The sequence below is a fragment of the Gluconacetobacter brunescens genome (assembly GCF_048695475.1).
In the GTDB taxonomy this organism is placed as follows: Bacteria; Pseudomonadota; Alphaproteobacteria; order Acetobacterales; family Acetobacteraceae; genus Gluconacetobacter.
This window is the reverse complement of the sequence record NZ_JBLHEN010000002.1, coordinates 746,448-769,102: the sequence shown is the minus strand read 5'-3', so window position 1 is coordinate 769,102 and position 22,655 is coordinate 746,448. Positions and strand designations below refer to the sequence as shown.

Annotated in this window: 19 protein-coding genes; 16 read left to right on the top strand and 3 right to left on the bottom strand. The window is 65.2% G+C overall.

The features are described from left to right. Window position 1 precedes the first annotated feature (1 nt). The 3 genes from ACMAUO_RS15760 to ACMAUO_RS15750 are packed head-to-tail and all read right to left on the bottom strand — an operon-like array spanning window position 2 to window position 4,838. Window positions 2–2,788, bottom strand: coding sequence for a DUF4159 domain-containing protein (locus ACMAUO_RS15760; protein WP_420357888.1), 2,787 nt, complete (start codon window positions 2,786–2,788; stop codon window positions 2–4). Next, window positions 2,785–3,780: a DUF58 domain-containing protein gene (locus tag ACMAUO_RS15755; protein ID WP_420357887.1), complete on the bottom strand. Its 996-nt coding sequence runs from the start codon at window positions 3,778–3,780 to the stop codon at window positions 2,785–2,787. Before ACMAUO_RS15755 ends, ACMAUO_RS15760 begins: the two co-directional genes overlap by 4 nt. 8 nt (window positions 3,781–3,788) lie before the next feature. Beyond that, entirely contained in the window at window positions 3,789–4,838 is a 1,050-nt protein-coding gene (locus ACMAUO_RS15750; protein WP_420357886.1) for an AAA family ATPase, read from the bottom strand. 85 nt (window positions 4,839–4,923) lie between these two features. Here ACMAUO_RS15750 and ACMAUO_RS15745 point away from each other — a divergent pair, with 85 nt between their 5' ends. From ACMAUO_RS15745 to ACMAUO_RS15670, 16 genes are all read left to right on the top strand, one after another. Further along, a complete protein-coding gene (locus tag ACMAUO_RS15745; protein WP_420357885.1) occupies window positions 4,924–5,535 on the top strand; it encodes a DUF1285 domain-containing protein in 612 nt (203 codons plus the stop codon). A 14-nt stretch (window positions 5,536–5,549) separates the two neighbouring features. Continuing rightward, window positions 5,550–6,749, top strand: a complete 1,200-nt coding sequence (locus tag ACMAUO_RS15740; RefSeq protein WP_420358292.1) for a CCA tRNA nucleotidyltransferase — start codon at window positions 5,550–5,552, stop codon at window positions 6,747–6,749. A gap of 100 nt (window positions 6,750–6,849) precedes the next feature. Beyond that, window positions 6,850–8,619 carry an ABC transporter ATP-binding protein gene (locus tag ACMAUO_RS15735; protein ID WP_420357884.1) on the top strand — a complete coding sequence of 590 codons (1,770 nt, stop codon included), beginning with the start codon at window positions 6,850–6,852 and terminating at the stop codon, window positions 8,617–8,619. 513 nt (window positions 8,620–9,132) lie between these two features. Continuing rightward, window positions 9,133–11,577 (top strand): TonB-dependent receptor plug domain-containing protein, encoded by a 2,445-nt coding sequence (locus ACMAUO_RS15730; RefSeq protein ID WP_420357882.1) that lies wholly within the window; start codon window positions 9,133–9,135, stop codon window positions 11,575–11,577. Next, window positions 11,540–12,724, top strand: coding sequence for a M24 family metallopeptidase (locus ACMAUO_RS15725; RefSeq protein WP_420357881.1), 1,185 nt, complete (start codon window positions 11,540–11,542; stop codon window positions 12,722–12,724). The genes ACMAUO_RS15730 and ACMAUO_RS15725 overlap by 38 nt, the downstream gene beginning before the upstream one ends. 12 nt (window positions 12,725–12,736) lie before the next feature. Further along, window positions 12,737–13,969 (top strand): MFS transporter, encoded by a 1,233-nt coding sequence (locus ACMAUO_RS15720; protein ID WP_420357880.1) that lies wholly within the window; start codon window positions 12,737–12,739, stop codon window positions 13,967–13,969. After that, complete coding sequence (gene pxpB, locus ACMAUO_RS15715) at window positions 13,966–14,622, top strand: 5-oxoprolinase subunit PxpB (protein WP_420357879.1); 657 nt, start codon at window positions 13,966–13,968, stop codon at window positions 14,620–14,622. Before ACMAUO_RS15720 ends, pxpB begins: the two co-directional genes overlap by 4 nt. Then, window positions 14,619–15,605, top strand: coding sequence for a 5-oxoprolinase subunit C family protein (locus tag ACMAUO_RS15710; RefSeq protein ID WP_420357878.1), 987 nt, complete (start codon window positions 14,619–14,621; stop codon window positions 15,603–15,605). Before pxpB ends, ACMAUO_RS15710 begins: the two co-directional genes overlap by 4 nt. Further along, window positions 15,605–16,390, top strand: coding sequence for a LamB/YcsF family protein (locus tag ACMAUO_RS15705; protein ID WP_420357877.1), 786 nt, complete (start codon window positions 15,605–15,607; stop codon window positions 16,388–16,390). Before ACMAUO_RS15710 ends, ACMAUO_RS15705 begins: the two co-directional genes overlap by 1 nt. A gap of 26 nt (window positions 16,391–16,416) precedes the next feature. Continuing rightward, a complete protein-coding gene (locus ACMAUO_RS15700; protein WP_420357876.1) occupies window positions 16,417–16,842 on the top strand; it encodes an acetyl-CoA carboxylase biotin carboxyl carrier protein in 426 nt (141 codons plus the stop codon). Further along, window positions 16,839–18,200, top strand: a complete 1,362-nt coding sequence (locus ACMAUO_RS15695) for an acetyl-CoA carboxylase biotin carboxylase subunit (RefSeq protein ID WP_420357875.1) — start codon at window positions 16,839–16,841, stop codon at window positions 18,198–18,200. Before ACMAUO_RS15700 ends, ACMAUO_RS15695 begins: the two co-directional genes overlap by 4 nt. Further along, a complete protein-coding gene (locus tag ACMAUO_RS15690; RefSeq protein WP_420357874.1) occupies window positions 18,197–18,601 on the top strand; it encodes a hypothetical protein in 405 nt (134 codons plus the stop codon). The genes ACMAUO_RS15695 and ACMAUO_RS15690 overlap by 4 nt, the downstream gene beginning before the upstream one ends. 141 nt (window positions 18,602–18,742) lie before the next feature. After that, window positions 18,743–19,309 (top strand): winged helix DNA-binding protein, encoded by a 567-nt coding sequence (locus tag ACMAUO_RS15685; protein ID WP_420357873.1) that lies wholly within the window; start codon window positions 18,743–18,745, stop codon window positions 19,307–19,309. A 220-nt stretch (window positions 19,310–19,529) separates the two neighbouring features. Continuing rightward, window positions 19,530–20,621: an HlyD family secretion protein gene (locus ACMAUO_RS15680; protein ID WP_420357872.1), complete on the top strand. Its 1,092-nt coding sequence runs from the start codon at window positions 19,530–19,532 to the stop codon at window positions 20,619–20,621. Beyond that, complete coding sequence (locus ACMAUO_RS15675; RefSeq protein ID WP_420357871.1) at window positions 20,618–22,228, top strand: DHA2 family efflux MFS transporter permease subunit; 1,611 nt, start codon at window positions 20,618–20,620, stop codon at window positions 22,226–22,228. Before ACMAUO_RS15680 ends, ACMAUO_RS15675 begins: the two co-directional genes overlap by 4 nt. Further along, on the top strand, window positions 22,225–22,650 hold the full coding sequence (locus ACMAUO_RS15670; RefSeq protein ID WP_420357870.1) for an NUDIX hydrolase: 426 nt from the start codon (window positions 22,225–22,227) through the stop codon (window positions 22,648–22,650). The genes ACMAUO_RS15675 and ACMAUO_RS15670 overlap by 4 nt, the downstream gene beginning before the upstream one ends. Window positions 22,651–22,655: the final 5 nt, after the last annotated feature.

Below are 22,655 nucleotides of genomic sequence, written 5' to 3'. Positions count from 1 at the left end.
GTCATTCCCCCAGCCGCCGCAGCAGGGCGGGAACATGGACCTGATCCGCCTTGTAATTGCCTGTCAGGGCATAGAGCACGGCATTGACGCCGAACCGGTAGGCCGTGACGCGCTGGGTGCTGCCGTCGGGCACCGTGGCGTAGGGCGTGTCGCCCTGAGCATCGACGGCCCAGGCATGGGCCCAGTCGCTGGATCCGATGATGACCGGGCTGACACCGTCATTCGCGCTGTCGCCCTCGCGCGCCACCCAGACGGGTAGCCCGTCATAGCGGCCCGGAAAGCTGTGCAGCAGGTAGAATGTGTGGGCAAGCACGTGCTTGTCGGTCAGCCGGGTAAGGGGAGGAACGTCCAGCCCCCTCGTCATGCGCCGCAGCGCCGCGGCCGTGCCGGGAGCCCGGGCGGCGAAGCCGGCCCCCTGGGAGCTATTATCGGTGCCGGGTGCGGCCGGATCGATGCCCTGGCTGTCGATCAGCAGGATGCCGCCATGGCGCATATAGGCGTTCAGCGCCGCCGTGCGCGCGGGGTCGATCGTCGTGTCGGCCACGACCGGCCAATAGAGCATCGGATAGTAGGACAGGTCGTCGCGATCGGGCACGACCCCATCCGGGTGGCCCAGTACGGCCGAGGTTCTGGCGTTGGTGTAATCCGACAGGCCTTGCAGCCCTTCGCGCGACACGGCGTCGATATCGGCATGGCCGGTTAGGATGTAGCCCAGCCTCGTTTCCAGTGCGGCGCCGGGTACACCGTCGGGGCGGGGATCGGCATGGGCGGAGGAGGACGAGATGGCCAGCAGGATGGCGCCCATCAGGGCGGGCTGCCGGCCTGACAGGCGGCCCGCCCTGAGCAATAATGTCAGCACCGCATCCAGTGTCAGCAGCAGCAGGGCCGCGGCGACCAGCCAGGGGCCCAGCGCGCGGTCGCGCGCCTGGCCGCCCAGCGTGACTTCGTGCCCGATCGTGCCCTGGGCGGCGATTGGCCCGATAGCGTCGCCCAGATTCAGGGCCCGCCGGCTGGCGCGCGGGCCGTACAGGCCAGGCGGATGGGCGGCGGAGGCCGACGTGGTGCCGAATGCATCGGCCGGGAGAGCCCGCGCGGCGGGCGGGGGCGGGCCCAGGGCGGCGTCGGCATCCAGCGTCATGTATGGCGCCAGCAGGCTGTGGTCGGCCGGGGCGTCGACACCGACCGAGCGTTCGGCCAGCCGGCGCAGCATGTCGACGAACAGGCCCGACAGCGGCAGGTTGGACCATTCCGCCGTGCTGGTGACATGGAACAGCACCACCTCGCCCGTGTCCAGCGCGGCGTGGGTGACCAGCGGCGTGCCGTCGGTCAGGCGGGCCCAGCTATGCGTGGCCAGGTCGGCTGCCGGACGGGCCAGTACCTGGCGGGATACGGTGACGTCGGCGGGAACCGTCAGCCCGTGGAACGGCGAATCATCGGGGAACGGGGCCAGATGTTCCGGTTTGCCCCAGGACATCGCGCCACCCAGTTGGCGTTCGCCGTCCATCAGTGGAACGGGCAGCAGGGCGTCGGCCAGCGGCGAGGCTGCGGCGCCCGAGTCCGGAAGGGTGTCGGGGGCGGTCGGGTCGTGGTCCGGGCCGCCATTCAGCAGCGGGCCGGCGAAGCGGATCAGCATGCCGCCCTTGCGCACCCAGTCCGTAACGATGCGCCGGGTTTCGGGGCTGTCCAGCGCGCCGTCCGGCGCGATCAGGATCGAGAGCGGACGTTTCAGCAGCGTGGCCGCCGGGCCTTCGCGCAGTTCGGCGGTGGGAGAGAGGGCGCGGCGGAGATAGAACAATGTGCCCACCAGCGGGGTATCGGTGCCGGCGACGCCGATCAGCCCCACCGGGCGGCGCCGATCGCCCTCGTCCAGCAGGCGCACGCCGGCCGGGCCGGGCATGTCGCGCAGGACCAGTCGGCCGATCCGGTTACGCAACTCGGCGGGCAATGCCACGCTGGCCGATCCCTGCCGTGCGCCGGCCGCGACGGGCACCGGCACCAGCGACAGCACGCCGCCATCCGTGGCCTCGGCGCGCACCGTCAACTGACGCGGATGGGGCGCGGGCAGGGTATCGACGGCGACGTGCAATTGCTGGTCGCCGTTGGTGGGGGAGGGTGTCAGGACCGCGATCGTTGCATCGCGGTCGATCAGGGTCTGGACGGGGCCGAGTGCGGTCAGCGCGGCGGCGAAGGCCGGGTCGTCGGCGCTGGCCAGCCCGTCGGAGACATAGGCCACATGCCCGTGCCACCCGCTGGATGCCAGGTCGCGCAGTGCGCGGGCGGCGGCGGCACGGTCGGTCGGCCAGGGCATGGGGCGGGTGGAATCCAGCATGCCGCGCAGAAGGGATGGCGGTGTTGGCACACCGATGGCAGGTGCTTCGCCGGCCGGGCCCGGCGCGGTCGTGAGCAGGCGGACGGGATGCGTTGCGCGGTCCAGCATGGCGTCGATGGCCGCCAGACGGCGGGACCAGTCGGGCACGGCGGCCCAGCCGTTGTCGAAGACGATGATCTGTTCGGCACTCTGGCCGCCGGGTGCGGACTGGCCGGCCCTGTCCTGACGCAGGATCGGGCCGGCCAGTCCGACGATCAGCGCTGCGAGCGCCACGCAGCGCAGCAGCAGCAGCCAGAGCGGGGCGGTGGCGGCCTGCGTGACCCGTGCCCGCAGACCGCGCAGCAGCATGATGGCGGGGAAGGCACGGCGCTGGGGCGGCGGGGGCAGGGTGCGCAGCAGCAGCCACAGCACCGGCAGGATGGCCAGCGCGGCCAGCAGCCAGGGAAGCTGGAAGATCATGGGCGCTCTCCCCGCCCGGACAGGGCGGCGTGCAGGGCCAGCAGGGCTTCTTCCGGCCGGTGGTCGGTCGCATGACGGACCAGGAGATGGCCGTTGGCGCGGCAGAGTTCGGCCAGGTCGGCCTGATGGCGGGCATAGGCCTCGCGATAGGCGCCGCGTACCTGTTCAACGCCGGAGAGCGTCAGCGTGTCCTCGCCTTCCAGGCCCGAAAAGCGGACATGCCCCGCGTAGGGCAGCTCGGCTTCGGCCGGGTCGTTGACCAGCAGGAGCATGGCATGGGCCGGGCGCGCCGTCAGGCCGCGCAGCAGCGCCGCCATGGCCGGCAGCCCGCATAGCCCGTCACCGATCAGGACGACCCTTGCATGCCTGGGTACCTGCTGCGGATGGGGCAGGCTGGTGTCTTCGGGGTCACGGGCCATGGTCCGCATCAGGGCCACGGCCAGCCGGTCCAGCGCCGCCCGTCCGCCTGGGGGGATATCGACCGGTTCGCCCGGCGTGAGCAGGCGTACCCGTTCGCCCTGGCGCAGCAGCAGCGCGCCCAGAGCGAGGGTGAGCAGGATGGCGCAATCCGATTTCAGGGGCAGTGCCGGGACGGAATGCCAGCGCATCGAGGCGCTGGGATCGCACCACAGGCAGACGGTCTGCGCGGCTTCGGCTTCGGTTTCGCGGACATAGGCCCGGCTGCTGCGCGCGGATTGCCGCCAGTCGATGCGTGTGACCGGCTCGCCGGGCTGGGCGGGGCGGAACTGCCAGAAATCCTCGCCCGGACCGGCCTGGCGCCGTCCATGATGGCCGGCCGCGACGGTGGCGGCGATGCGCTGGGCCGACAGGATCAGCGACGGCATGCGCGCGGCCAGGTTTTCCGCCGCCGCCAGGGGAATGGCGGCTGGGGTTATGCCGGCGTCGGGCGTATCCGTCATCGGGACATGACGTGCCAGCGCGCGGCGCAGGAACGCGGCCGCGCGGCCGGGCAGGGAGGGGGGCCGCGTCATCGCGACGCTCAGTCCAGCGTGCGGAGCAGGCCGTCGATCAGGTCCGGCAGGCGCCGGTTCTCGGCCCGGGCGGTGAAGGTCAGGGACATGCGGTGCGCCAGGACCGGCTGGGCGAGGGCCGCAATGTCGTCGATGCTGGGCGACAGGCGGCCGTCGAGCAGGGCGCGGGCGCGGGTGGCCAGCATGAGCGCCTGCGCGGCGCGGGGGCCGGGGCCCCAGGCCACGGAGTCGCGGATGGTGGCGTCCTGCGTCGTTTCCGGCCGGGCGGCGCGGACCAGACGCACGATGGCGTCCACCACCCGGTCGCCGACCGGCAGGGCGCGGACCAGGCGCTGGGCCTCGATCAGGTCGCGGTCGGTCAGGACCGGACGTGGGACGATGTCCTGGCTGCCGGTGGTGGCCAGCAGCATCGCGCGCTCGGAGGCTTCATCGGGGAAACCGAGGGGGATCTGGAGCATGAAACGGTCGAGCTGGGCCTCGGGGAGTGGGTAGGTGCCTTCCTGTTCGATGGGATTCTGGGTGGCAAGGACGTGGAACGGGAGGGGTAATGTGTGGTCGGTGCCGGCGATGGCGACCCGGTGTTCCTGCATGGCCTGCAGCAGGGCCGACTGGGTGCGGGGGCTGGCACGGTTGATTTCGTCGGCCATCAGCAACTGGCAGAAGACGGGGCCGGGCACGAAGCGGAAGCTGCGGCGGCCGTGTTCGTCTTCATCCAGGATCTCGCTGCCGGTGATGTCGGACGGCATCAGGTCGGGGGTGAACTGCACGCGCCGGGCGTCCAGGCCCAGCACCGTTCCCAATGTCGTGACCAGCAGGGTCTTGCCCAGCCCCGGCGCGCCGACCAGCAGCGTGTGGCCGCCGGCCAGGATGCTGGTCAGAGTCTGGTCGATGACCGTGCGCTGGCCGTGGATGACGCGGCTGATTTCGGCCCGCGCTGCCTGCAGCAGACTGCCCAGGCGTTCGGCCTGCGCGAGGTCGGCGGTGGCGTTCGGGGCCGAGAAGGGGGGCAGGCCCGGCGCGGTGCCGGAGGCGGGGGGCAGGGCGTCCGATATCGTCATGCGCTCAATCTGACAGGTCTGGGGGTTTCATCAAGTCGGGGATGATCCCTATATCGGGGGTCGGATGATTCAACAGGCGTGGGTTATGCAGTTGGCTGACGATCTGAACAGGCGTGCCGTCGCGGCTTTCGATGGTGCCCAATGCTCCTCCCGCCCTGCCATTCCTTCCGCGTCGGCGTCATGCGGGGCGTTGCCGTTTAGGATACAGCGGGACGGGACGTGGCTTTATCGCGGCACGCCGATCCGCCGCAAGCCGATGGTCTGCCTGTTCGCGTCGGTGCTGACGCGGGACGCCGAGGGGGCGTACTGGCTGCAGACGCCGACCGAACGCGGCACGATCGAGGTCGAGGACGTGCCATTCGTGGCGATGGAGCTGCATTGGAGCGGATGCGGGCGCGAGCAGGTGCTTTCCTTTCGGACGAATGTGGACCTGGTGGTCTGTGCCGGGCCGGACCATGCGATCGTGGCCGAATGGGATGTTCCCTGCGAGGAATGCGGCACCGGCCCGGTTCCCTACCTGCATGTGCGCGATGGTGCCGGGGCTTACCCGATCCAGGCGCGAATCGCCCGTTCGGTCTATTACGAACTGGCGGCCCTGGCGGTTCCCGGCACCTGTCGCGGCACGCCGTGCCTGGGTGTGTGGAGCCAGAACGTCTTTTTTCCACTCTCGTGCCTGCCGGCGGGGGGCGAGAGCTGAATCGGGGCGGCGAACTGGCGGACCGGCTGGCGGCATTGCCGCCGGATGCGCGGCAGGGGCTGGCAAGGCTGTGGGAATTGCTGCCGGGGGCGCGGCTGGTCGGCGGGGTGGTGCGCGACCTGCTGGCCGGGCGGACAGTGGCTGATATCGACATGGGCACGCCCGAGCCGCCCGAGCGTGTGCAGGCGATCCTGACCGAAGCTGGAATCAAGGTCGTGGCCACCGGGCTGGCGCATGGCACGGTGACCGCCGTGATCGACGGCCGGCCTTACGAGATCACCACGCTGCGTCGGGACGAGCGGACCGATGGGCGGCATGCCGTGGTGGCCTGGACCGGTGACTGGGAAGAGGACGCGGCCCGGCGGGATTTCACGATCAATGCGATGTCCTGCGACCGGCACGGGGTGGTGCATGATTATTTCGGCGGCCGGGTGGATCTGGCCGCCGGCCGGGTGCGGTTTGTCGGCGATGCGGCGGCGCGCATCCGCGAAGATGCGCTGCGCGTTCTGCGTTTCTTCCGCTTTCATGCCCGCTATGGGCGGGGCGCGCCGGATGCGGCGGCGATGGAGGCGATCGTGGCGGGGCGTGACGGCCTCTCCCGGCTCTCGGCCGAGCGGGTGTGGTCGGAGTTGCGGCGCATCCTGACCGGGCCTGCCGTGGTGGCGACGCTGGCGCTGATGGCGGAATGCGGTGTGCTGGCCTGCCTGCTGCCGGAGGGGTGCGACCTGCCGGCGCTGGCGCGGCTGATCGGGACCGGGGCGCCGGATGACGCGGTATTGCGCCTGGCTGTGCTGGCGCGGGCGGCGCCGGAGGAACTGGCCGGGCGCCTGCGCCTGTCGCGGGCCGATACGGCGGTGCTGGCGGCGATCCGGTCGGGACCGGAGCCTGATCCGGCGATGGAGGACGACGACCGCCGTCGCCTGCTGGCCGACGAGCCGGCTCCGGCCCTGGTGGGACGGAGCTGGCGGGTCCAGGCGGAGCGGCTGGGGGGGGCCTCACCCGTGTGGGATGCGCTGCGGACCGATCTGCTGGCCCGCGTGCGGCCGGTCTTTCCGCTGGCGGGCCGGGACCTGGTGCAGGCCGGCATGGTGCCCGGCCCGCGTGTGGGGCAGGTGCTGGAGCAGGTCCGCGCCTGGTGGCACGCCGGAGGGTGCCGGGCCGGGCGGCGGGAGTGCCTGGCGCAACTGGAGCGGTTGACGGCAGGGTCAGCCTGATCCCGGGGCCGGGACCGGCGTTGCTTTCTTTGTCATTCATGGCTTGGTAAAGGGCTGCATGAACGTCGTCTCGTCCCGGACCCCGGCTACTTCCCCGCCCATGACTCCGCCGGCCCGGCCGGCGGGAGGCGATGCGCGTGAGCGGGGCATGGACCTGCTGCGGCGCGTGTGGCGCGAGGATGTGCGTCACCATCGCGGACGGATCGCGGCGGTGATCGGGCTGACCATCCTGATGGCGTCGCTGACCGGGCTGTATCCGCTGGTGATCCAGCGGGCGCTGGACATGTTCGCCGACCACGATCCGCGCATTCTCTACCAGGTGCCGGCGCTGGTGATCCTGATCACCGCCGCCAAGGCGCTGTCGCAATACGGCCAGACCGTCGCGGTGCAGAACCTGGTGCTGGTGGTGATCCGGGGATTGCAGGAGCGGATGTTCGCGCATCTGCTCCATGCCGATATCGCCCGGGTCGAGCGCGAGGCGCCGGCGCAGCTTGCCGCCCGCTTTACCACCGATGCCGTCTCGATCCGCGAGGCGATGATCCGTGTCGTCAATTCGCTGGGCGATGTCGTCACCGTCGCGGGGTTGGTGGTGTCGATGTTCTATATGGATTGGGAACTGAGCCTGATCGCGGCGGTGCTGTATCCGATCGCGGCGGTGCCGATCCAGCGGCTGGGCAAGAAGGTGCGGCGGGCTTCGGGCGGCATGCAGGAACGGATGGGCGAGACCTCGGCCCTGCTGACCGAGAGCTTTTCCCAGGCGCGCACCGTGCGCGTCTATCGTCTGGAGCAGGCTGAGACGAAGCGGGTCGATCAGGCGTTCGACCAGTTGCATGCGGCGCTGCTGCGCATCGCCCGGGGACGGGCGCGGGTCGACCCCGTGCTGGAAGTGCTGGGCGGGGCCGCGGTGGCTGCCGTGCTGGGCTTTGCCGGCTGGCGCGCGGCGCTGGGTGGGGCGACGCTGGGCGATTTCTCCGGCTTTGTGGCGGCGCTGCTGCTGGCTTCGCGGCCGCTGCGGGCGCTGGGGTCGCTGAATGCCGCGATGCAGGAAGGGTTTGCCGGCCTGGAGCGGATCTTCGCCGTGATCGACGAGCCGGCCGACATTGTGGAAGCCCCCGATGCCCGGCCTCTGCCCGAGGGCAATGGCCATCTGCGCTTCGAGGCGGCTTCGTTCGTCTATCCCGATGGCCGGGTCGGGCTGGACGGGCTGAGTTTCGACGCCAGGCCGGGGTTGACGGTTGCGCTGGTCGGACCCTCCGGTGCGGGGAAATCGACCGCGCTGTCGCTGATACCCCGCCTGCATGACGTCAGTGGCGGGCGGATCGTGCTGGACGGGATGGATCTGCGCGCCGTGCGGCTGGCCGATCTGCGCGATGCCATCGCCTATGTCAGTCAGGATACGCTGCTGTTCGACCTGTCGGTGGCGGACAATATCCGGGTGGGGCGGCCGAGCGCGACGGATGCCGAGATTCGGGCGGCAGCGCGGGCGGCGGCGGCGGAACCGTTTATCGATGCGCTGCCGGAGGGATTCGCCACCCGTGTCGGCCCCGGCGGCCAGCGCCTGTCGGGCGGGCAGCGCCAGCGGGTGGCGCTGGCGCGGGCGCTGTTGCGCGATCCGCGCGTGCTGTTGCTGGACGAGGCGACCAGTGCCCTGGACAGCGAGAGCGAGGCGCTGGTGCAGGAGGCGCTGGGCCAGTTGCGGCAGGGGCGGACGACCATCGTTGTGGCGCATCGGCTGTCGACCGTGCGCTCGGCCGATCTGGTCGTGGTGCTGGCTGACGGGCAGGGTATGGAATGCGGAACCCATGCCGACCTGATGGCGGCCGATGGGCTTTATGCCCGCATGGTAAGGACCCAGGCTTTCGGCCTTTGATGGTCTGATCGAAAATGCGCGCCGGCGGTGATCTGACGCGCATTTCCTGCGCTGTGCTCCGATGTTCGAAAACGCACGCCGGGCGCGGTCCGTTCCGGGCCGCTCTCGCTCGCCAGCCCACATTTCAGGTCAGGCTCTGAGGGCCCAGTTGTGACGAGGATCCGATCGGCAGAGGGCATGGCTTGTGCCGGCGACAATAGCTGAATTTCCTTGATGATCATCAGGATGACCGGTCGGAGACCGGTTTGCGGTCTTTAGCAGATTTTTCAGATGCAAGCCGCGCCTGGCGCTGAAATGCGCGCCGCGGGGACCGTCATGCGATTCGATATACGTTTTTCTGGGCTTATCATTTCGATATCAACATTAAATTATATTAATTAAATTCGAATGGAAAATGAACAATGTGCGCTTGTTATGTCTAAAATAGATATGTAATGCATATATTACGGTTACGGACCGTTGCTGCATCAGGCGTAGCGAATGCGTGATCGGAAGGCGCATGGAGCATCAGGAATGACGTTCAGAAAAATGTTGTTGGCGGCATGTGCGACGCCGGTCCTTTTGGCTGCCCAAAACCCGGCATTCGCGCAGACCGCTGCCCCGACGAAGGAAAAGGACACGCATGTCCGGCATGTGCAGGCGGTGCCTCCCGCGCCTCATGCCGTGACCGCTCCATCGGCGATGCGGCAGCGCGAACCCGCGGAAGCCGTGATCGTGACCGGAACGCGGCAGCGCAATGCGACCGCGCGGCAGAGTCTGGCACCGGTTGATGTCGTGACGGGCGCCGCGCTGCGCGGTACGGGGCAGAGCGATCTGCGCATGGCGTTGAGCCTGCTCAACCCGTCGGTGACGACGCAATCATACGATAGCGACGCGGCTGCGCTGACCAACACGCTGCGCCTGCGCGGGCTGAATCCGGACCAGGTGCTGGTTCTGGTGAACGGCAAGCGGCGCCACGTCAGCGCCAATATCGTGGCCGACCGTGGTCCGGAGCAGGGATCGGTTGCGGTCGATCTCGACATGATTCCGATGAGTATGGTCGATCATATCGAAATTCTGCGTGATGGCGCGGCCGCGCAATATGGTGCCGATGCGGTGGCTGGCGTCGTCAACATCATTCTCAAATCCGGTGCGAATAAGGGCACGGTGCAGGGCATGACTGGCGCCTATGACCATGGTGACGGCTGGAACGCCTCGGTGATGGGCGACTACGGGTTCAAGTGGGGGAATGATGGCTACCTTCACCTGGGTTTCGATTTCAAGCATCAGGATGCGACGAACCGTTCGGGCGTGGATAGCCGGACTGGTCGGGCTGATTTCGAGACGTTCGGTCTGCCTGAGCAGACGCGCGAGAATTTCGGTATGAATTGGGAAAAGCCCCTGACCGGAACGGTGACGTTCTTCGGGAATGCGACCTATGCTCATCGTTTCGGACGGGGGTACCAATATTATCGCGTGCCCACGATCCTGCCTTCATATTATCCGTACGGGTTTTCTCCCGCCCTGACCAACAACGAGAACGACTATTCCGTCCTGCTGGGCTTGAAAGGCGTTGTGGGTGGATTCGACTGGCAGGTCAGCACCACCTATGGCGCCGACCGGATCAGCATGGGCATGATCAATTCCGCCAACCTGGACCTGTACGCCGATACGGGCGCGACGCCGACGACCTTCCATATTTCCGGATACAATCAGGCACTTTGGGCGAATAACGTCGATTTCGTCAGGCGATTCAAGGTGCCGGTGATCGACATGCCGCTCAATCTGGCATTCGGTGCGGAGCATAGGATGGAGAATTATACCATCTATCCGGGAGAGGCGGCTTCCTACTATAAATCCGGAACGTCGTCCCTGCCTGGAATATCGCCGGCGAGTTCGGGCGATTTCTACCGAGATGTCTATGCCGGCTATGTCGACGTCAGCATGAAGCCCACGAAGAAGCTGAATATCGATTTTGCCGGCCGCTATGAACATTATTCCGACACGCAGGATACCGAGACCGGCAAGGTTGCGGCGCGATATGATTTCAATCGCCGGTGGGCGCTCAGGGCGTCGATCAGCAATGGTTTTCGTGCGCCTTCTCTAGCTGAAGAGCATTACAGCAATGTGGCCGTTTCTCCCACCGCCGCGACCGGCCAGATTGCCCCGAGTTCCGTGGCTGCCGAGATGCTGGGTGCCAACGCGCTGAAGCCGGAACGTTCGACCAGTGTCAGCGGTGGTATCGTGGCTGAACCGGTCGATCGTTTCCATGTTGCGGTCGATGTCTATCAGGTGGATATCCGTGATCGTATCGTGGATGGTAACAATTACCAGGGGGCCTCGACGTTGGCGGCGTTGAAGGAATCAGGACTCCAGATCTCGGATTCGATCAATCCAGCTTATGTCTCGGCACAATATTTTACGAACGGGGCCAGCACGCGCACCCAGGGCCTGGATCTGACGGCCGATTACATGGTGCCTCTGCGGCAATATGGACGCCTCAATCTCAATCTGGCGATCGACCTGAACCGTTCGACTGTCCGGCATATCGGGACCGATCATCTTGGTAACCCGCTGTTGAATGCGCAGGGTGTCAGCTTCCTGACCAGGGAGTCGCCACGCAGCAAGATCATCATGGGTGGCAATTGGACCATCAAGCGCTGGACGATCAATCTTCGCGAGATCCGTTGGGGACAGACATCCGGCGATCTGACCTATTATGCCGGGCCGTACTACCAGTCCAATACCCAGTTCCTGCAGTTCATATCCAAGCCCAAATGGCAGACGGACCTGGAAGTGAGCTATCGTGCGCTCGACCGGCTCAATATTTCCGTCGGCGCCGTCAACCTGTTCAACAAGAAGGCGACGATGCTTCCCTTCAATGGCCGGTATCTGGGGGCGCAGCTTTACGATATCCGCTCGGCGCAGATCGGATTTCAGGGTGGATATTATTACCTTAGAGTGGATTATTCGCTCTAGGACCGGGACGAGGGACGAGATGACGATGTTTGATCTGAACGAGTATGTCGAGCGGCTCCGCCGGGTTCGTGGGGCGATGGCGGCGCAGGGTCTGGATGCGCTGGTCGTCGACGAAATCGAATCCATGGCGTGGCTTTCGGGCTACGGCGTGTCCGAGACATTGTGGCGTTGCTGCTGCGTGCCGAAAGATGCGGACCCGTTCCTGGTCGTGCGGGAATTGGATATGGCTCCGGCAGCGGAAAAAAGCTGGATCAGTGATATTTCAGGTTTTCTCGACTGGCATGATCCCGTTGTGCTGACGGCTGGCAGGCTGGCAGCTCTGGGGAGTGTGCATCGGGTCGGCGTGGATTTCGGCTCGCCGGCGATGACGGCGGCACGACTGGGCGCGCTGCGGGCCGCGCTTGGTGCCGGTATTGAAGTATGCGATACGGGGCGGCTGATCTCCACTCTGCGCCTGATCAAGTCCGACAAGGAAATCGCCTGTCTTGCGCGGGCATCGTCGATTGCCGATATCGCGTTGGGAGAGGCGATCGCGGCTGTCAGGCCGGGCGGGACTGAGCGGGATATTCTACAGGCTGCGGCGACCGCTTTCATGGAGAACGGTGCGGATGACACCCAGGTCGGGCCGATCACCTCGGGAAAGGGGTGGGGATTCCTGCATGGCTTCGTGCATGATACCTGCCTGGAAGATGGCGATATTGCCCATATCGAACTGATCCCGAAATATCGCGGCTATAGCGCGCGGATCATGCGCTCGGTCGTGGTCGGCGAGGCGACTGCCGAGCAGCAGGCGACCGCGTCCTCCCTGGTTGCGCTGCAGGACCGGCAGATTGCGGCCATGTGGCCCGGAGCGTGTGCGCGGGATGTGGATGCGATCATGCGTGAGGGGGTTCTGGAAGCAGGCTTACGTACTGATTATACGAATATTACTGGATATACACTGGGTCTGTACTGTCTGCCGAGCCAGCGCACCAGCGACTTTACCCGGATCTTTCATCCGGATGCCGAGTGGCTGCTCGAAGAGGATATGGTGTTTCACATGTACACGTCCGCGCGTGGACTGGCGTTCAGTGAAACGGTTCTTGTGACGGCGAAAGGGCCGAAACGCCTGACCGCGTTTCCGCGCAGGCTCTACCAAACAGCTTAGGGGCGCCGCATCGTGCCATCGCAAGGCCAGGCGCGCGCGCGTCCGGGTGGGGGGATATTGTTCATCCTGTTCCTGTCCTATCTGCTGGATTGTATAGATCGCCAGAATATCGGCTACGTGCAGGATGCCATTCGGCGGAGCATAGGCATGTCGGTGGAGGGGTATGGGCTTTCAGCCGGAATCTTCTTCATCGGCTACATCCTGTTCGAGATCCCGTTCAGCATGCTGGGTACGGTTGTCGGAGAGCGGCGGCTGTTTACCGGCATCATGATATTATGGGGTCTGGTCTCGGTTGCGATGGCTGCGGTACAGACGCAGTGGCAGTTTCATGGGCTGCGTTTCCTGCTGGGCGTGTTCCAGGCGGGTTTCGCACCGTGCGTTCTGTATTACCTTTCGGCCTGGTATCCGCCGCAGCGACTGGCATCGGTCGTGGCTCTTCAGCAGATGGGCAGCCCGGCCGCGGGCATTCTGGTCGGGCCGCTTACGGGCACGATCCAGACGCTGGGTGACGGTATGCTGGGCCTGGCCGGCTGGCAATGGGTGTTCGTCCTGGAAGGACTGCCGTCGCTCCTGCTCGGTGTTATCGTCTTCTTCTATCTTCCCGATACGCCGTCGCGCCGGACCGGGCCCGTCGTATCGCATGGCCGCGACCTGTTTCATGCCCTGCGTGATCCGGTGGTCTACTGGATGGCGATTCCATATTTTGCGATCATCTGCGGGATCGATACGATATCGTTCTGGTTGCCGGGCATGATCCGTAATAGCGGAATCCATTCCAGTGTAACCGTGGGCTTTCTCGGGGCCCTTTCCTATCTTATGACGATCTTCGCCATGTATGTGTGGGCGCGCCGTACCGACAGGGGCGGAGGACGGGCCGGGGCGGTGGCGCTGCCGCTGATGCTGGGGGCCGCTTGCCTGGCGGTGATGCCTTTCGTCCTGCATAGCACTGCGTGGGTCGTCGGACTGGCGATGCTGGGCAATGTCCTGATCTATGCTGCCTACGCCGTCTTCTGGGCGATGCCGGCCGGCATGATCGGCTCCGGCCCGACCGGGTATGCGCTCATCAACTCCATCGGGCTCATTGGAGGCTTTGCCAGTCCCGTCGTGATCGGTCGGCTGTATCAGTCCAGCGGCAGTCTCGATACGAGCTTGTGGCTGATGGGGACTGTGATCCTGGTTGGTGCGATCGGTGTTTTTCTTGCTCCCGCCCGTTATTGGGTCGGGCGCTCCGGAGACAATTCTTGACGACCGTACCCAGAGTCAGCCTGGCAGGTATCCACGGGCTTCTGTTCGATGCCGCCTGTGGCGGGTTCAATCTTGCCACGCAGAAGCGCCTGTGGGCGATGTCGCGCCTTCTGTCGGAGCAGGAAGGCGTGGCGGAGACGGTGCCGGGCGTGAATAATCTGCTTGTGCTCTTTCATCCTGACGGGATTGGGCATCGATACCAGTCCGATATTCTTCTTGCGGCCTGGGAGGCGGCCGAGGTCGATGACATGCCCATGCGGGAGATCGAGATTCCCATTGCCTATGGCGTCGGCGTGGAAGAGGATCTGCGGGATATCAGCCGGATGACTGGCCTGACGCCGAGCGAGATCTTCGCGCAGCATGAAGCAGCGCGCTATTTCGTGGTCGCCGTCGGGGCGATGCCGGGCTTTCCCTATATGGCCGGCTTGCCTGGAGCATTGGACATTCCGCGCCGTGCCAGGCCGCGTAACAATGTATCCGTCGGGACGGTGGTCATCGGTGGAGGTCTTGCTGGCATCATGCCTTGCACGGCCCCCACGGGATGGTATGGCGTCGGCACGACCGAAACCGTTCTCTTCAGTCTGGATCGCCCACATGGCCCCTCATTGCTGCGGCCGGGAGATCGCGTGACGTTCAGGAGTGTCGGCCGATGATGCCTGCATGCGAGATCCTGACCGATGGGCCGCTGAATACCATTCAGGATCTGGGACGGAGGGGTTATGCGGCGGAGGGGGTCAGCCGCGCGGGAGCGATGGACCCGCTGGCTTTGCGGCTGGGTAACGCCCTGGTCGGAAATGATGGCGGCCAGGCCGCGCTCGAGATCGCGTTCTTTCCCTTTCGTGTACGTTTTCTGCGCCGGGTGGCGTTTGCGATAACGGGCGCGCATGGCGCTGCCCTGCTGGATGATGTGGTACTTCCACCCTGGTGGGGCATGGTGGGCGAACCGGGCCAGGAACTGACCTTGCAGGCACCCCTTCGTGGAGTATGGCGTTATCTGGCGCTTGAAGGTGGGGTTGACGTACCGCTTGTGCTGGGCGCGCGCGCGACGGACCTGAAGGGGTGTTTCGGTGGTTGGCGTGGTGGTGCCGTTGGTACGGGCACCCGACTGACGACGTTGCCCGCTGCCGGTCCGGGCTGGGGCGAGGCGGGAGGCTGGGGGTGCGTTCTGCCGCCCGATGCGCTCGGGCCTGCCGCGGGCAGCGATACGACGCTGACCGTGCGCGTGCTGGCTGCCGCCGAATATGACCGGTTTACCGATGCGGCGCGGGATGCCTTTACCGGTAATCCATGGTTTGTCAGCCGGACGTGCAACAGGGTGGGCTATCGGCTGGAAGGCACGCCGCTGACTTTCGAGACGTCTGTCAGCCTGTTCTCGCACGGGATTGTGCCAGGGACGGTCCAGGTGCCGCCGAATGGTCTGCCGATCGTACAGATGGTGGATGCCAACACATGCGGCGGCTACCCCAAGATCGCGACCGTGATCGAGCCCGACCTGCGCCTTCTGGCGCAGGCGCGACCCGGCACGGCGATCCGCTTTGAAATCGTGACGCTGGAGGATGCATTGGCCATTTATGAACGGGCGCGGGCCATTGTCTCGGGCCTGTCCCGGGCGCTGGGCGCGGTGGGGCCGCGTTGATGGCGGACGCGCGACAGGCGGGAGCCGGGCGAATCATCGACTTGAATGCCGACATGGGCGAGGGGTTCGGACCCTATCGGCTGGGGGATGATGCGGCCATGCTGGATGTCGTTTCGTCAGCGAATGTTGCCTGTGGCTTTCATGCTGGCGATCCGCAGATCATGGCCACGACGTTCGGCCTGGCGCGGGACATGGAGGTGGCTGTCGGGGCGCATCCGGGGTTCCCGGATCTGTGGGGTTTCGGTCGCCGCACCATGACGTTTTCGCAGCGTGAGATTGTGCATATGGTGGCCTACCAGGTCGGTGCGGCCCAGGGAATGGGCCGCCTGTGCGGTGTTCCTGTTCGGTATGTGAAGGTGCATGGGGCGTTGGCCAACATGGCCGAGACCCGGCATGACGTGGCGGCAGCCATTCTGGACGGGATTGAGAGCGCCGGCCCGGGCCTGCCGGTGCTGGCGATTGCGCACAGTGCTCTGGACGGGCTGTGCCGGGAGCGCAGAAGACGGTGCTATAGCGAAATCTTTGCCGACAGGGCCTATGATGAGCATGGTCATCTCCTGCCGCGCAGCCATCCGGGCGCGGTACTTCATGACCCTGAGGACATTGCGCGACGGGCCATGCGGATGGTGCGTGGCGGATATATCGAGACGATCGGCGGCCGGATGGTCGAGACCCGGATCGATTCGATCTGCGTTCATGGCGACACGCCCGATGCTGTCGGTATTGCCCGCGCGCTTCGCCGTCATCTGGAGAGCGAAGGCGTGATTATCCGTGCATTTGCCTGAGCATCATCGCGGCCGGGAGAGCATCGATGGATGAAGAACTGGTCCAGACGCTGATGGAGGCGATGTCGCGTCTCGGGATGCAGGACCTTGAATATCGGCGGGGAGACCTGCGTGTGGAATTGCATTGCGCGGCGGGGTCGCTTGCAGTTCCGGCCGCCGCTGTCGTCGTGCCGTCTTTGCCCGCGCGTGAACGGGAAGTGGGTGAGGACGGCAGGCTGGTGCGGGCGGGGATGGCAGGAATCTTCTACCGCAGCAGTGCGCCGGGAGCAGAGCCTTATGCGACGGAGGGCGCGCGCGTGGAAGGCGGGGCGACGCTGGGTATGATTGAGGTCATGAAGATCCTGAGCCGTGTCTGTGCCCCCTCGGCGGGAACCGTCGTGGCTGTTCTGGCGGAGGATGGCGCATTTGTGGAAGCGCATACGCCGTTGTTCAGAATGGAGGACGGCACATGATCGGTTTGCCCTTCAAAACGGTACTGATTGCCAACAGGGGCGAAATCGCCCTGCGTATCGTGCGGGCGTGTCGTCATCTGGGGCTGCGCACGGTGGGGATCTGTTCGGAGGCGGATCGCACTGCGCTGCATCTTGGCATGGTGGACCAGGTGCTGTGCATTGGACCGGCGAAGGCGAGCTATCTGGAGATCGGGCGGATCATGCAGGCGGCGGCGCTTTGCCAGGCCGATGCGATTCATCCCGGATATGGCTTTCTGTCGGAAAATCCGGAATTCGCTGAGGCTGTCGAGCAGAGTGGACTGGTCTTTATCGGCCCATCAGCGGATGTGATCCGGACGATGGGCGACAAGATCGCCGCACGCCGACGGATGCGTGCGATAGGTCTGCCATGCCTGCCCGGATCGGATGATGCCCTGCCGTCCGATCCGGATGCCTGTGCGCAGATCTGCCTTGAAATAGGTTATCCGTTGATCCTGAAGGCGGCGAATGGAGGGGGCGGGCGCGGGATGCGAATCCTCCGTCATCCGGCAGAACTGTTACCTGCGCTGGAAAGCGCACGACAGGAAGCCACACAGGCTTTCGGGCGTGCCGACATTTATGCCGAGCGTTATGTCGAGGCGCCCCGTCATATCGAAATCCAGGTTCTGGCCGACAGGTTCGGGCATGCCGTGTGGGTGGGCGAACGTGATTGTTCGATCCAGCGCCGACATCAGAAACTGCTTGAGGAAGCGCCTGCACCTTGCATGAATCGCGCGGCAATCCACGCGTTGGGAGAGGCGTGCGCCGCAGCCTGCCGCGAGATCGGATATATCGGTATCGGAACATTTGAATTTCTCTATGATACGGATGAATTTTTCTTTATCGAGATGAATACGCGCCTGCAGGTTGAGCATCCGGTGACGGAGATGGTCCATGGCCTCGATCTGGTGACCGAGCAGATCCGGGTTGCGGCGGGTTTGCCGCTTTCGGCGTCGCAGGAGGAACTTTATCCGCGCGGGCATGCGATTGAATGCCGGATCACAGCAGAGAAAATGGGGAGCTTTATGCCGGCTCCGGGCACGGTCAGGCGCTGGCGGCCACCCGGTGGGGCGGGCATTCGCGTCGAATCTCATCTGTACGATGGATATGTGATTCCCCCCTTCTACGATACCTTGATCGCCAAGATCGTTGCTCATGGCCGTACGCGTGATGAGGCATTGACACGCATGCGGTGTGCGTTGGACGAAATGGAGATCGAGGGCATCGATACCATCGCGCCGCTCCATCAGGCGATCATGAGGGATCCGACGTTTCGCGCAGGCGGGGTGAGCGTGACCTACATCGAGGACGGGAGCTGGAATGGGGAGGGCAAGCAATGAACATGCTCGACCAGATGACGCGTCTGGTGGAAGGAATGCGCAGGCATGGCATTGATCGTCTTTCCTATCAGGATAAGGCGTTTGGGCTTTGTATCCGCCTGGCTCCCTTGTCCGGAGATGCCTCGACGCAGCGATTCGGCGCCATGCAGCCTGAGCCGCCGGTGACGCACCGGGCGCTGGCGCCGGATATGGGCGTTTTTCTGCGATGTCATCCGCAGGAGGGAACGCCTGCCGTCGCGGATGGCCAGTGGGTTACGGCGGGAACGGTGATCGGCTTCGTCAGGCAGGGAGAGATCCTGAAGGGAGTCACGGCGCCGGCAGATGGATATTGCGGCATATGGCTGATTGAGGAGGGGGCGGTCGTGGGATATCGCGATCCCGTGCTCGTCATCGGCGGATAAGGGGACTTTCCAAGGGATTATGCCCTCGACCGGGGAGGAAATGATCCGTTATGCTCCTGAGATCGGGATGGATTTTCGGTGTGGTCTGGTGACGGCTCATGCCGGACGACCGGCGATACGGCATGAAGGAAGGGCAGGATCATGAGCAGGAAGCCGACGGAAAAGGCACCTCCGCAGACGGCCGCTGCCGCACCTTCGGCCAAGAACGCCTATATCGTCTCGTCCTCGCATCTGGCCATTCATGGGGCGGAGGATCTGAGCGAGTTCGAATTCGGGCTGACGGTTGTGAACAACGCCTTTCAGCGTTGGATCGTCAAGGCCGTCGCCGCCAGTGGTGCGCCGGACCTTTCGCCACTCGATACGTTGATCCTGCATTATGTGAACCATCGTAGCCGCCGGAAAAGTATTACCGACATTCTGTTCACGCTGAACATGCACGAACGACATTATCTCAATTATGCGATGAAGAAGCTGGAATCCGCCGCGCTGATCTCCCGGACCAAGGAAGGCAAGGAAGTCTATCTCAGTGTCACGGAGAAAGGGCAGCAGATCTGTCACGAATATGGGCGGATACGGCAGATCTGTCTTCTGGAGCTAGTTCCTGAGACGCGGGAGATTGCTGGCGTGCCGATCGGGCAACTGGCCAAGGCGTTGCGCGTTCTGTCGGGCATGTACGAACAGGCATCGCGTTCGGCCGTTTCGTTGTGAGAATCTGACCTGCCAGGGTGGCTGCCCTGGGCGGAGTGATGTCACGGATTGATCGTGTGCCGCGTATTCTCACCATGATGACCATGTTCGGGGATCGTCTTTTCGCCGTGCGCATCGGGCTGGGCGGTTGATGGATCCGGTTCTTCGTGCCATGGATTGACCGACCGGTTCGGTCATTCGACCGCGCTGGCGGCATGAGCTGGAAGTCAAGAGGAACCGTATGGCCGAGCAAGACGGCGCAGGGTCGGGCGACAAGCCGGAAGAATCGCGCAAAAAGAAACCCAACCCGCTGGTCCGCGTCGGCCTGATCCTGTTCGTGGTCGGCATTGTCGTAGGGGGCGGACTCTACTGGTTCCTGACCCGCCATGACATCGAGACGGACGATGCGTTTACCGCCGGCCGCGCGGTGACCATCGCGCCGCATGTGCGCGGCTATGTGACGGAACTGCTGGTGAACGATAACCAGTTCGTCCATGCCGGGCAGGTGCTGGCGCGGATCGACGACCGCGATTATCGGGCGGCGCGCGACAATGCGGCGGCGACGTTGCAGGTCGCGCAGGCCCAGGCGGAAGGCGCGCAGTTCGGGCTGGCGGTCGCGCAGAAGGACTTTCCGGGCCGGTTGCTGATGGCGCAGGGCCAGTTGCAGGCCGCCCAGGCGCAGCAATTCAGGGCCGAGACCGATTATCGCCGCCAGCATGCGGTGGCCCGCGCTGCCACCACGCAGCAGGATATCGACTATGCCACGGCGGCGCTTCAGGCCGCCAAGGCGCAGGTGACGCAGGCGGAGGGTAATCTGCGGATTGCCGAGCCGGTGCAGGCCAATATCTCGAACACCCAGACGCGGATCAGCCAGTATGACGCGCAGGTGGCGCAGGCCAAGGCGCAGTTGGCGCAGGCCGAGCTGAACCTGGGCTGGACGGAGATCCGCGCCCCGCATGACGGCTGGATTTCGCAGCGCAATATCGAGCGGGGCAGCTTCGTCAGCGAGGGGCAGTCGCTCTTCTCGGTCGTCGAGCCGGAAGTCTGGGTGATCGCGAACTACAAGGAAACCCAGATGACCCATATGCGGCCGGGCCAGAAGGTGGACATCGCGGTGGATGCCTATCCGTTCCTGAACCTGAAGGGGCATGTGGATTCGGTCCAGCTTGGCACCGGCGCGACCTTCAGTGCCTTCCCGCCCGAGAACGCGACTGGCAATTACGTGAAGATCGTGCAGCGCGTGCCGGTGAAGATCCTGATCGACCAGGGCATGCGGCCCGACCTGCCGCTGACGCTGGGCCTCTCGGTCGTGCCGACGGTGCATACGGAATGAGCGACAGCCCGGCGGCCGGCGCGTCCGCTCCGGCGGGACAGCCTCCAGCGGAAAGGCCATGGAAGCCCAAGGCGAATCCATGGCTGATCGCGGTCGTCGTGACGGTGGCCGCGTTCATGGAAATCCTGGACACGACCATCGTCAACGTCTCGCTGCCGCATATCGCCGGCAGCCTGTCCTCGACCTATGACGACGCGACCTGGACCCTGACATCCTATCTGGTGGCCAACGGCATCGTGCTGACCATCTCGGGGTGGCTGGGAAAACTGCTGGGCCGAAAACGCTATTTCCTGATCTGTATCTTCATGTTCACCGTGTCGTCGTTCCTGTGCGGCATGGCGACCAGCCTGCCGGAACTGATCCTGTTCCGGCTGATGCAGGGCTTCTTCGGCGGTGGGCTGCAGCCCAACCAGCAATCGATCATCCTCGACACGTTCCCGCCCGAGAGGCGCGCGGCGGCATTCGGGCTGACGGCGATCGCGACCATCGTGGCGCCGGTGATCGGGCCGGCGCTGGGCGGGTGGATCACCGACAATTATTCCTGGCGCTGGATCTTCTTCATCAACGTGCCGGTGGGGTTGGCGGCGACGTTTGCCGTGTCGATGATCGTCGAAGACCCGCCATGGGCGGGCAAGCAGAAGGCGCCGCTGGACATTATCGGCATCGGGCTGATCGCCATCGGGTTCGGCTGCCTGGAAGTTGCGGTCGATCGCGGCGAGGACGAGGACTGGTTCGGCTCGTCGATGATCTGCACCATGGCGGTGCTGGCGGTGCTGGGGATTGGCGGCGCGGTGGTGTGGCTGCTGCGCACCAAGAAGCCGGCGGTGGATCTGCGCGTGTTCAAGGACCGCAATTTCGCGACCGGCACGTTGCTGATCGGGGCGGTGGGCGCGCTGCTCTATGCGGCCGCGATCATCGTGCCGCAATATGCGCAGCAGGTGATGGGTTATACCGCAACCCTGTCGGGCCTGATCCTCTCGCCGGGTGGCATCGCGGTCATCATCCTGATTCCGCTGGTCGGGCGGTCGATGAAATATCTGAGCCTGCGGACGCTGATCGCGATGGGCTTCTTCTTCATGGGCGTGTCGCTGTTCTGGTCGGCGCATCTGGTGCCGCTGCTGGATTTCCGCCACCTGGTGATGTTCCGCATGACCCAGACGGCCAGCCTGGCCTTTCTGTTCGTGCCGATTTCGACCATCACCTTCGCCACCCTGCCGCGCGAGTTGAATGGCGATGCCTCGGCGCTGTTCAGCATGGCGCGCAACGTGCTGGGGTCTATCGCGATTTCGGGTTCCACCGCCATGCTGACGGAGATCCGCCAGGCGCATCAGACGCAGATGGTGCATTGGATGACGCCGTTTCATCAGCCCTATAACGATTACCTGGCGCATGCGAAGCAGGCCGCCGCCGGGCGCGGGATCGCGCAGGGGGCGCTGGATGCCGTGGCGCAGCATCGGCTGTTCGTCGAATTCACGCGGCAGATTGCGATCCTGGCCTACAACGAGGTGTTCATGATCCTGGGGATCGGGGCCTTTCTTGTGGTGCCGTTCTGCTTCCTGCTGTCACCGATCAAGGGGGGCGGCAAGAAGCCGTCGGCCGGACATTGAGCGGCAGGAAGGCGCGGGGGCGGGTGATCAGCGTCGTGTCGGCCGCGATCGTGCGGGACGGGGCGCTGCTGGTGGTGCGCAAGCGCGGCACGGACAGCTTCATGCTGCCGGGCGGAAAGGGTGAGCCGGGCGAGACCGAGGCCGAGACCCTGCAACGCGAACTGCATGAGGAACTGGGGTGCCGGCTGCATCCGGACGGGCTGGCGCTGCTGGGGCATTTCGAGGCGCCGGCGGCCAACGAGCCGGGATGCGTGGTGCGGGCGGCGATCTATCGCGGGGAACTGGATGGCACGCCGGTTATCGCGGCGGAGATCGCCGAGATGCTGTGGCTGGATGTGGAGGGGGAGGAAGACCCGCCGATCCGCCTCGCCCCGCTGTTGAGCCGGCATGTTCTGCCGGCCCTGTGCCGCGAGGGCGTGTAGGGCAA

Bases quoted from the DNA above. Each gene is read 5' to 3' on its own strand.
- ACMAUO_RS15760 (WP_420357888.1), bottom strand. From the start codon at position 2,788: ATGATCTTCCAGCTTCCCTGGCTGCTGGCCGCGCTGGCCATCCTGCCG.
- ACMAUO_RS15755 (WP_420357887.1), bottom strand. From the start codon at position 3,780: ATGACGCGGCCCCCCTCCCTGCCCGGCCGCGCGGCCGCGTTCCTGCGC.
- ACMAUO_RS15750 (WP_420357886.1), bottom strand. From the start codon at position 4,838: ATGACGATATCGGACGCCCTGCCCCCCGCCTCCGGCACCGCGCCGGGC.
- ACMAUO_RS15745 (WP_420357885.1), top strand. From the start codon at position 4,924: ATGCAGTTGGCTGACGATCTGAACAGGCGTGCCGTCGCGGCTTTCGAT.
- ACMAUO_RS15735 (WP_420357884.1), top strand. From the start codon at position 6,850: ATGACTCCGCCGGCCCGGCCGGCGGGAGGCGATGCGCGTGAGCGGGGC.
- ACMAUO_RS15730 (WP_420357882.1), top strand. From the start codon at position 9,133: ATGACGTTCAGAAAAATGTTGTTGGCGGCATGTGCGACGCCGGTCCTT.
- ACMAUO_RS15710 (WP_420357878.1), top strand. From the start codon at position 14,619: ATGATGCCTGCATGCGAGATCCTGACCGATGGGCCGCTGAATACCATT.
- ACMAUO_RS15705 (WP_420357877.1), top strand. From the start codon at position 15,605: ATGGCGGACGCGCGACAGGCGGGAGCCGGGCGAATCATCGACTTGAAT.
- ACMAUO_RS15700 (WP_420357876.1), top strand. From the start codon at position 16,417: ATGGATGAAGAACTGGTCCAGACGCTGATGGAGGCGATGTCGCGTCTC.
- ACMAUO_RS15695 (WP_420357875.1), top strand. From the start codon at position 16,839: ATGATCGGTTTGCCCTTCAAAACGGTACTGATTGCCAACAGGGGCGAA.
- ACMAUO_RS15690 (WP_420357874.1), top strand. From the start codon at position 18,197: ATGAACATGCTCGACCAGATGACGCGTCTGGTGGAAGGAATGCGCAGG.
- ACMAUO_RS15685 (WP_420357873.1), top strand. From the start codon at position 18,743: ATGAGCAGGAAGCCGACGGAAAAGGCACCTCCGCAGACGGCCGCTGCC.
- ACMAUO_RS15680 (WP_420357872.1), top strand. From the start codon at position 19,530: ATGGCCGAGCAAGACGGCGCAGGGTCGGGCGACAAGCCGGAAGAATCG.
- ACMAUO_RS15675 (WP_420357871.1), top strand. From the start codon at position 20,618: ATGAGCGACAGCCCGGCGGCCGGCGCGTCCGCTCCGGCGGGACAGCCT.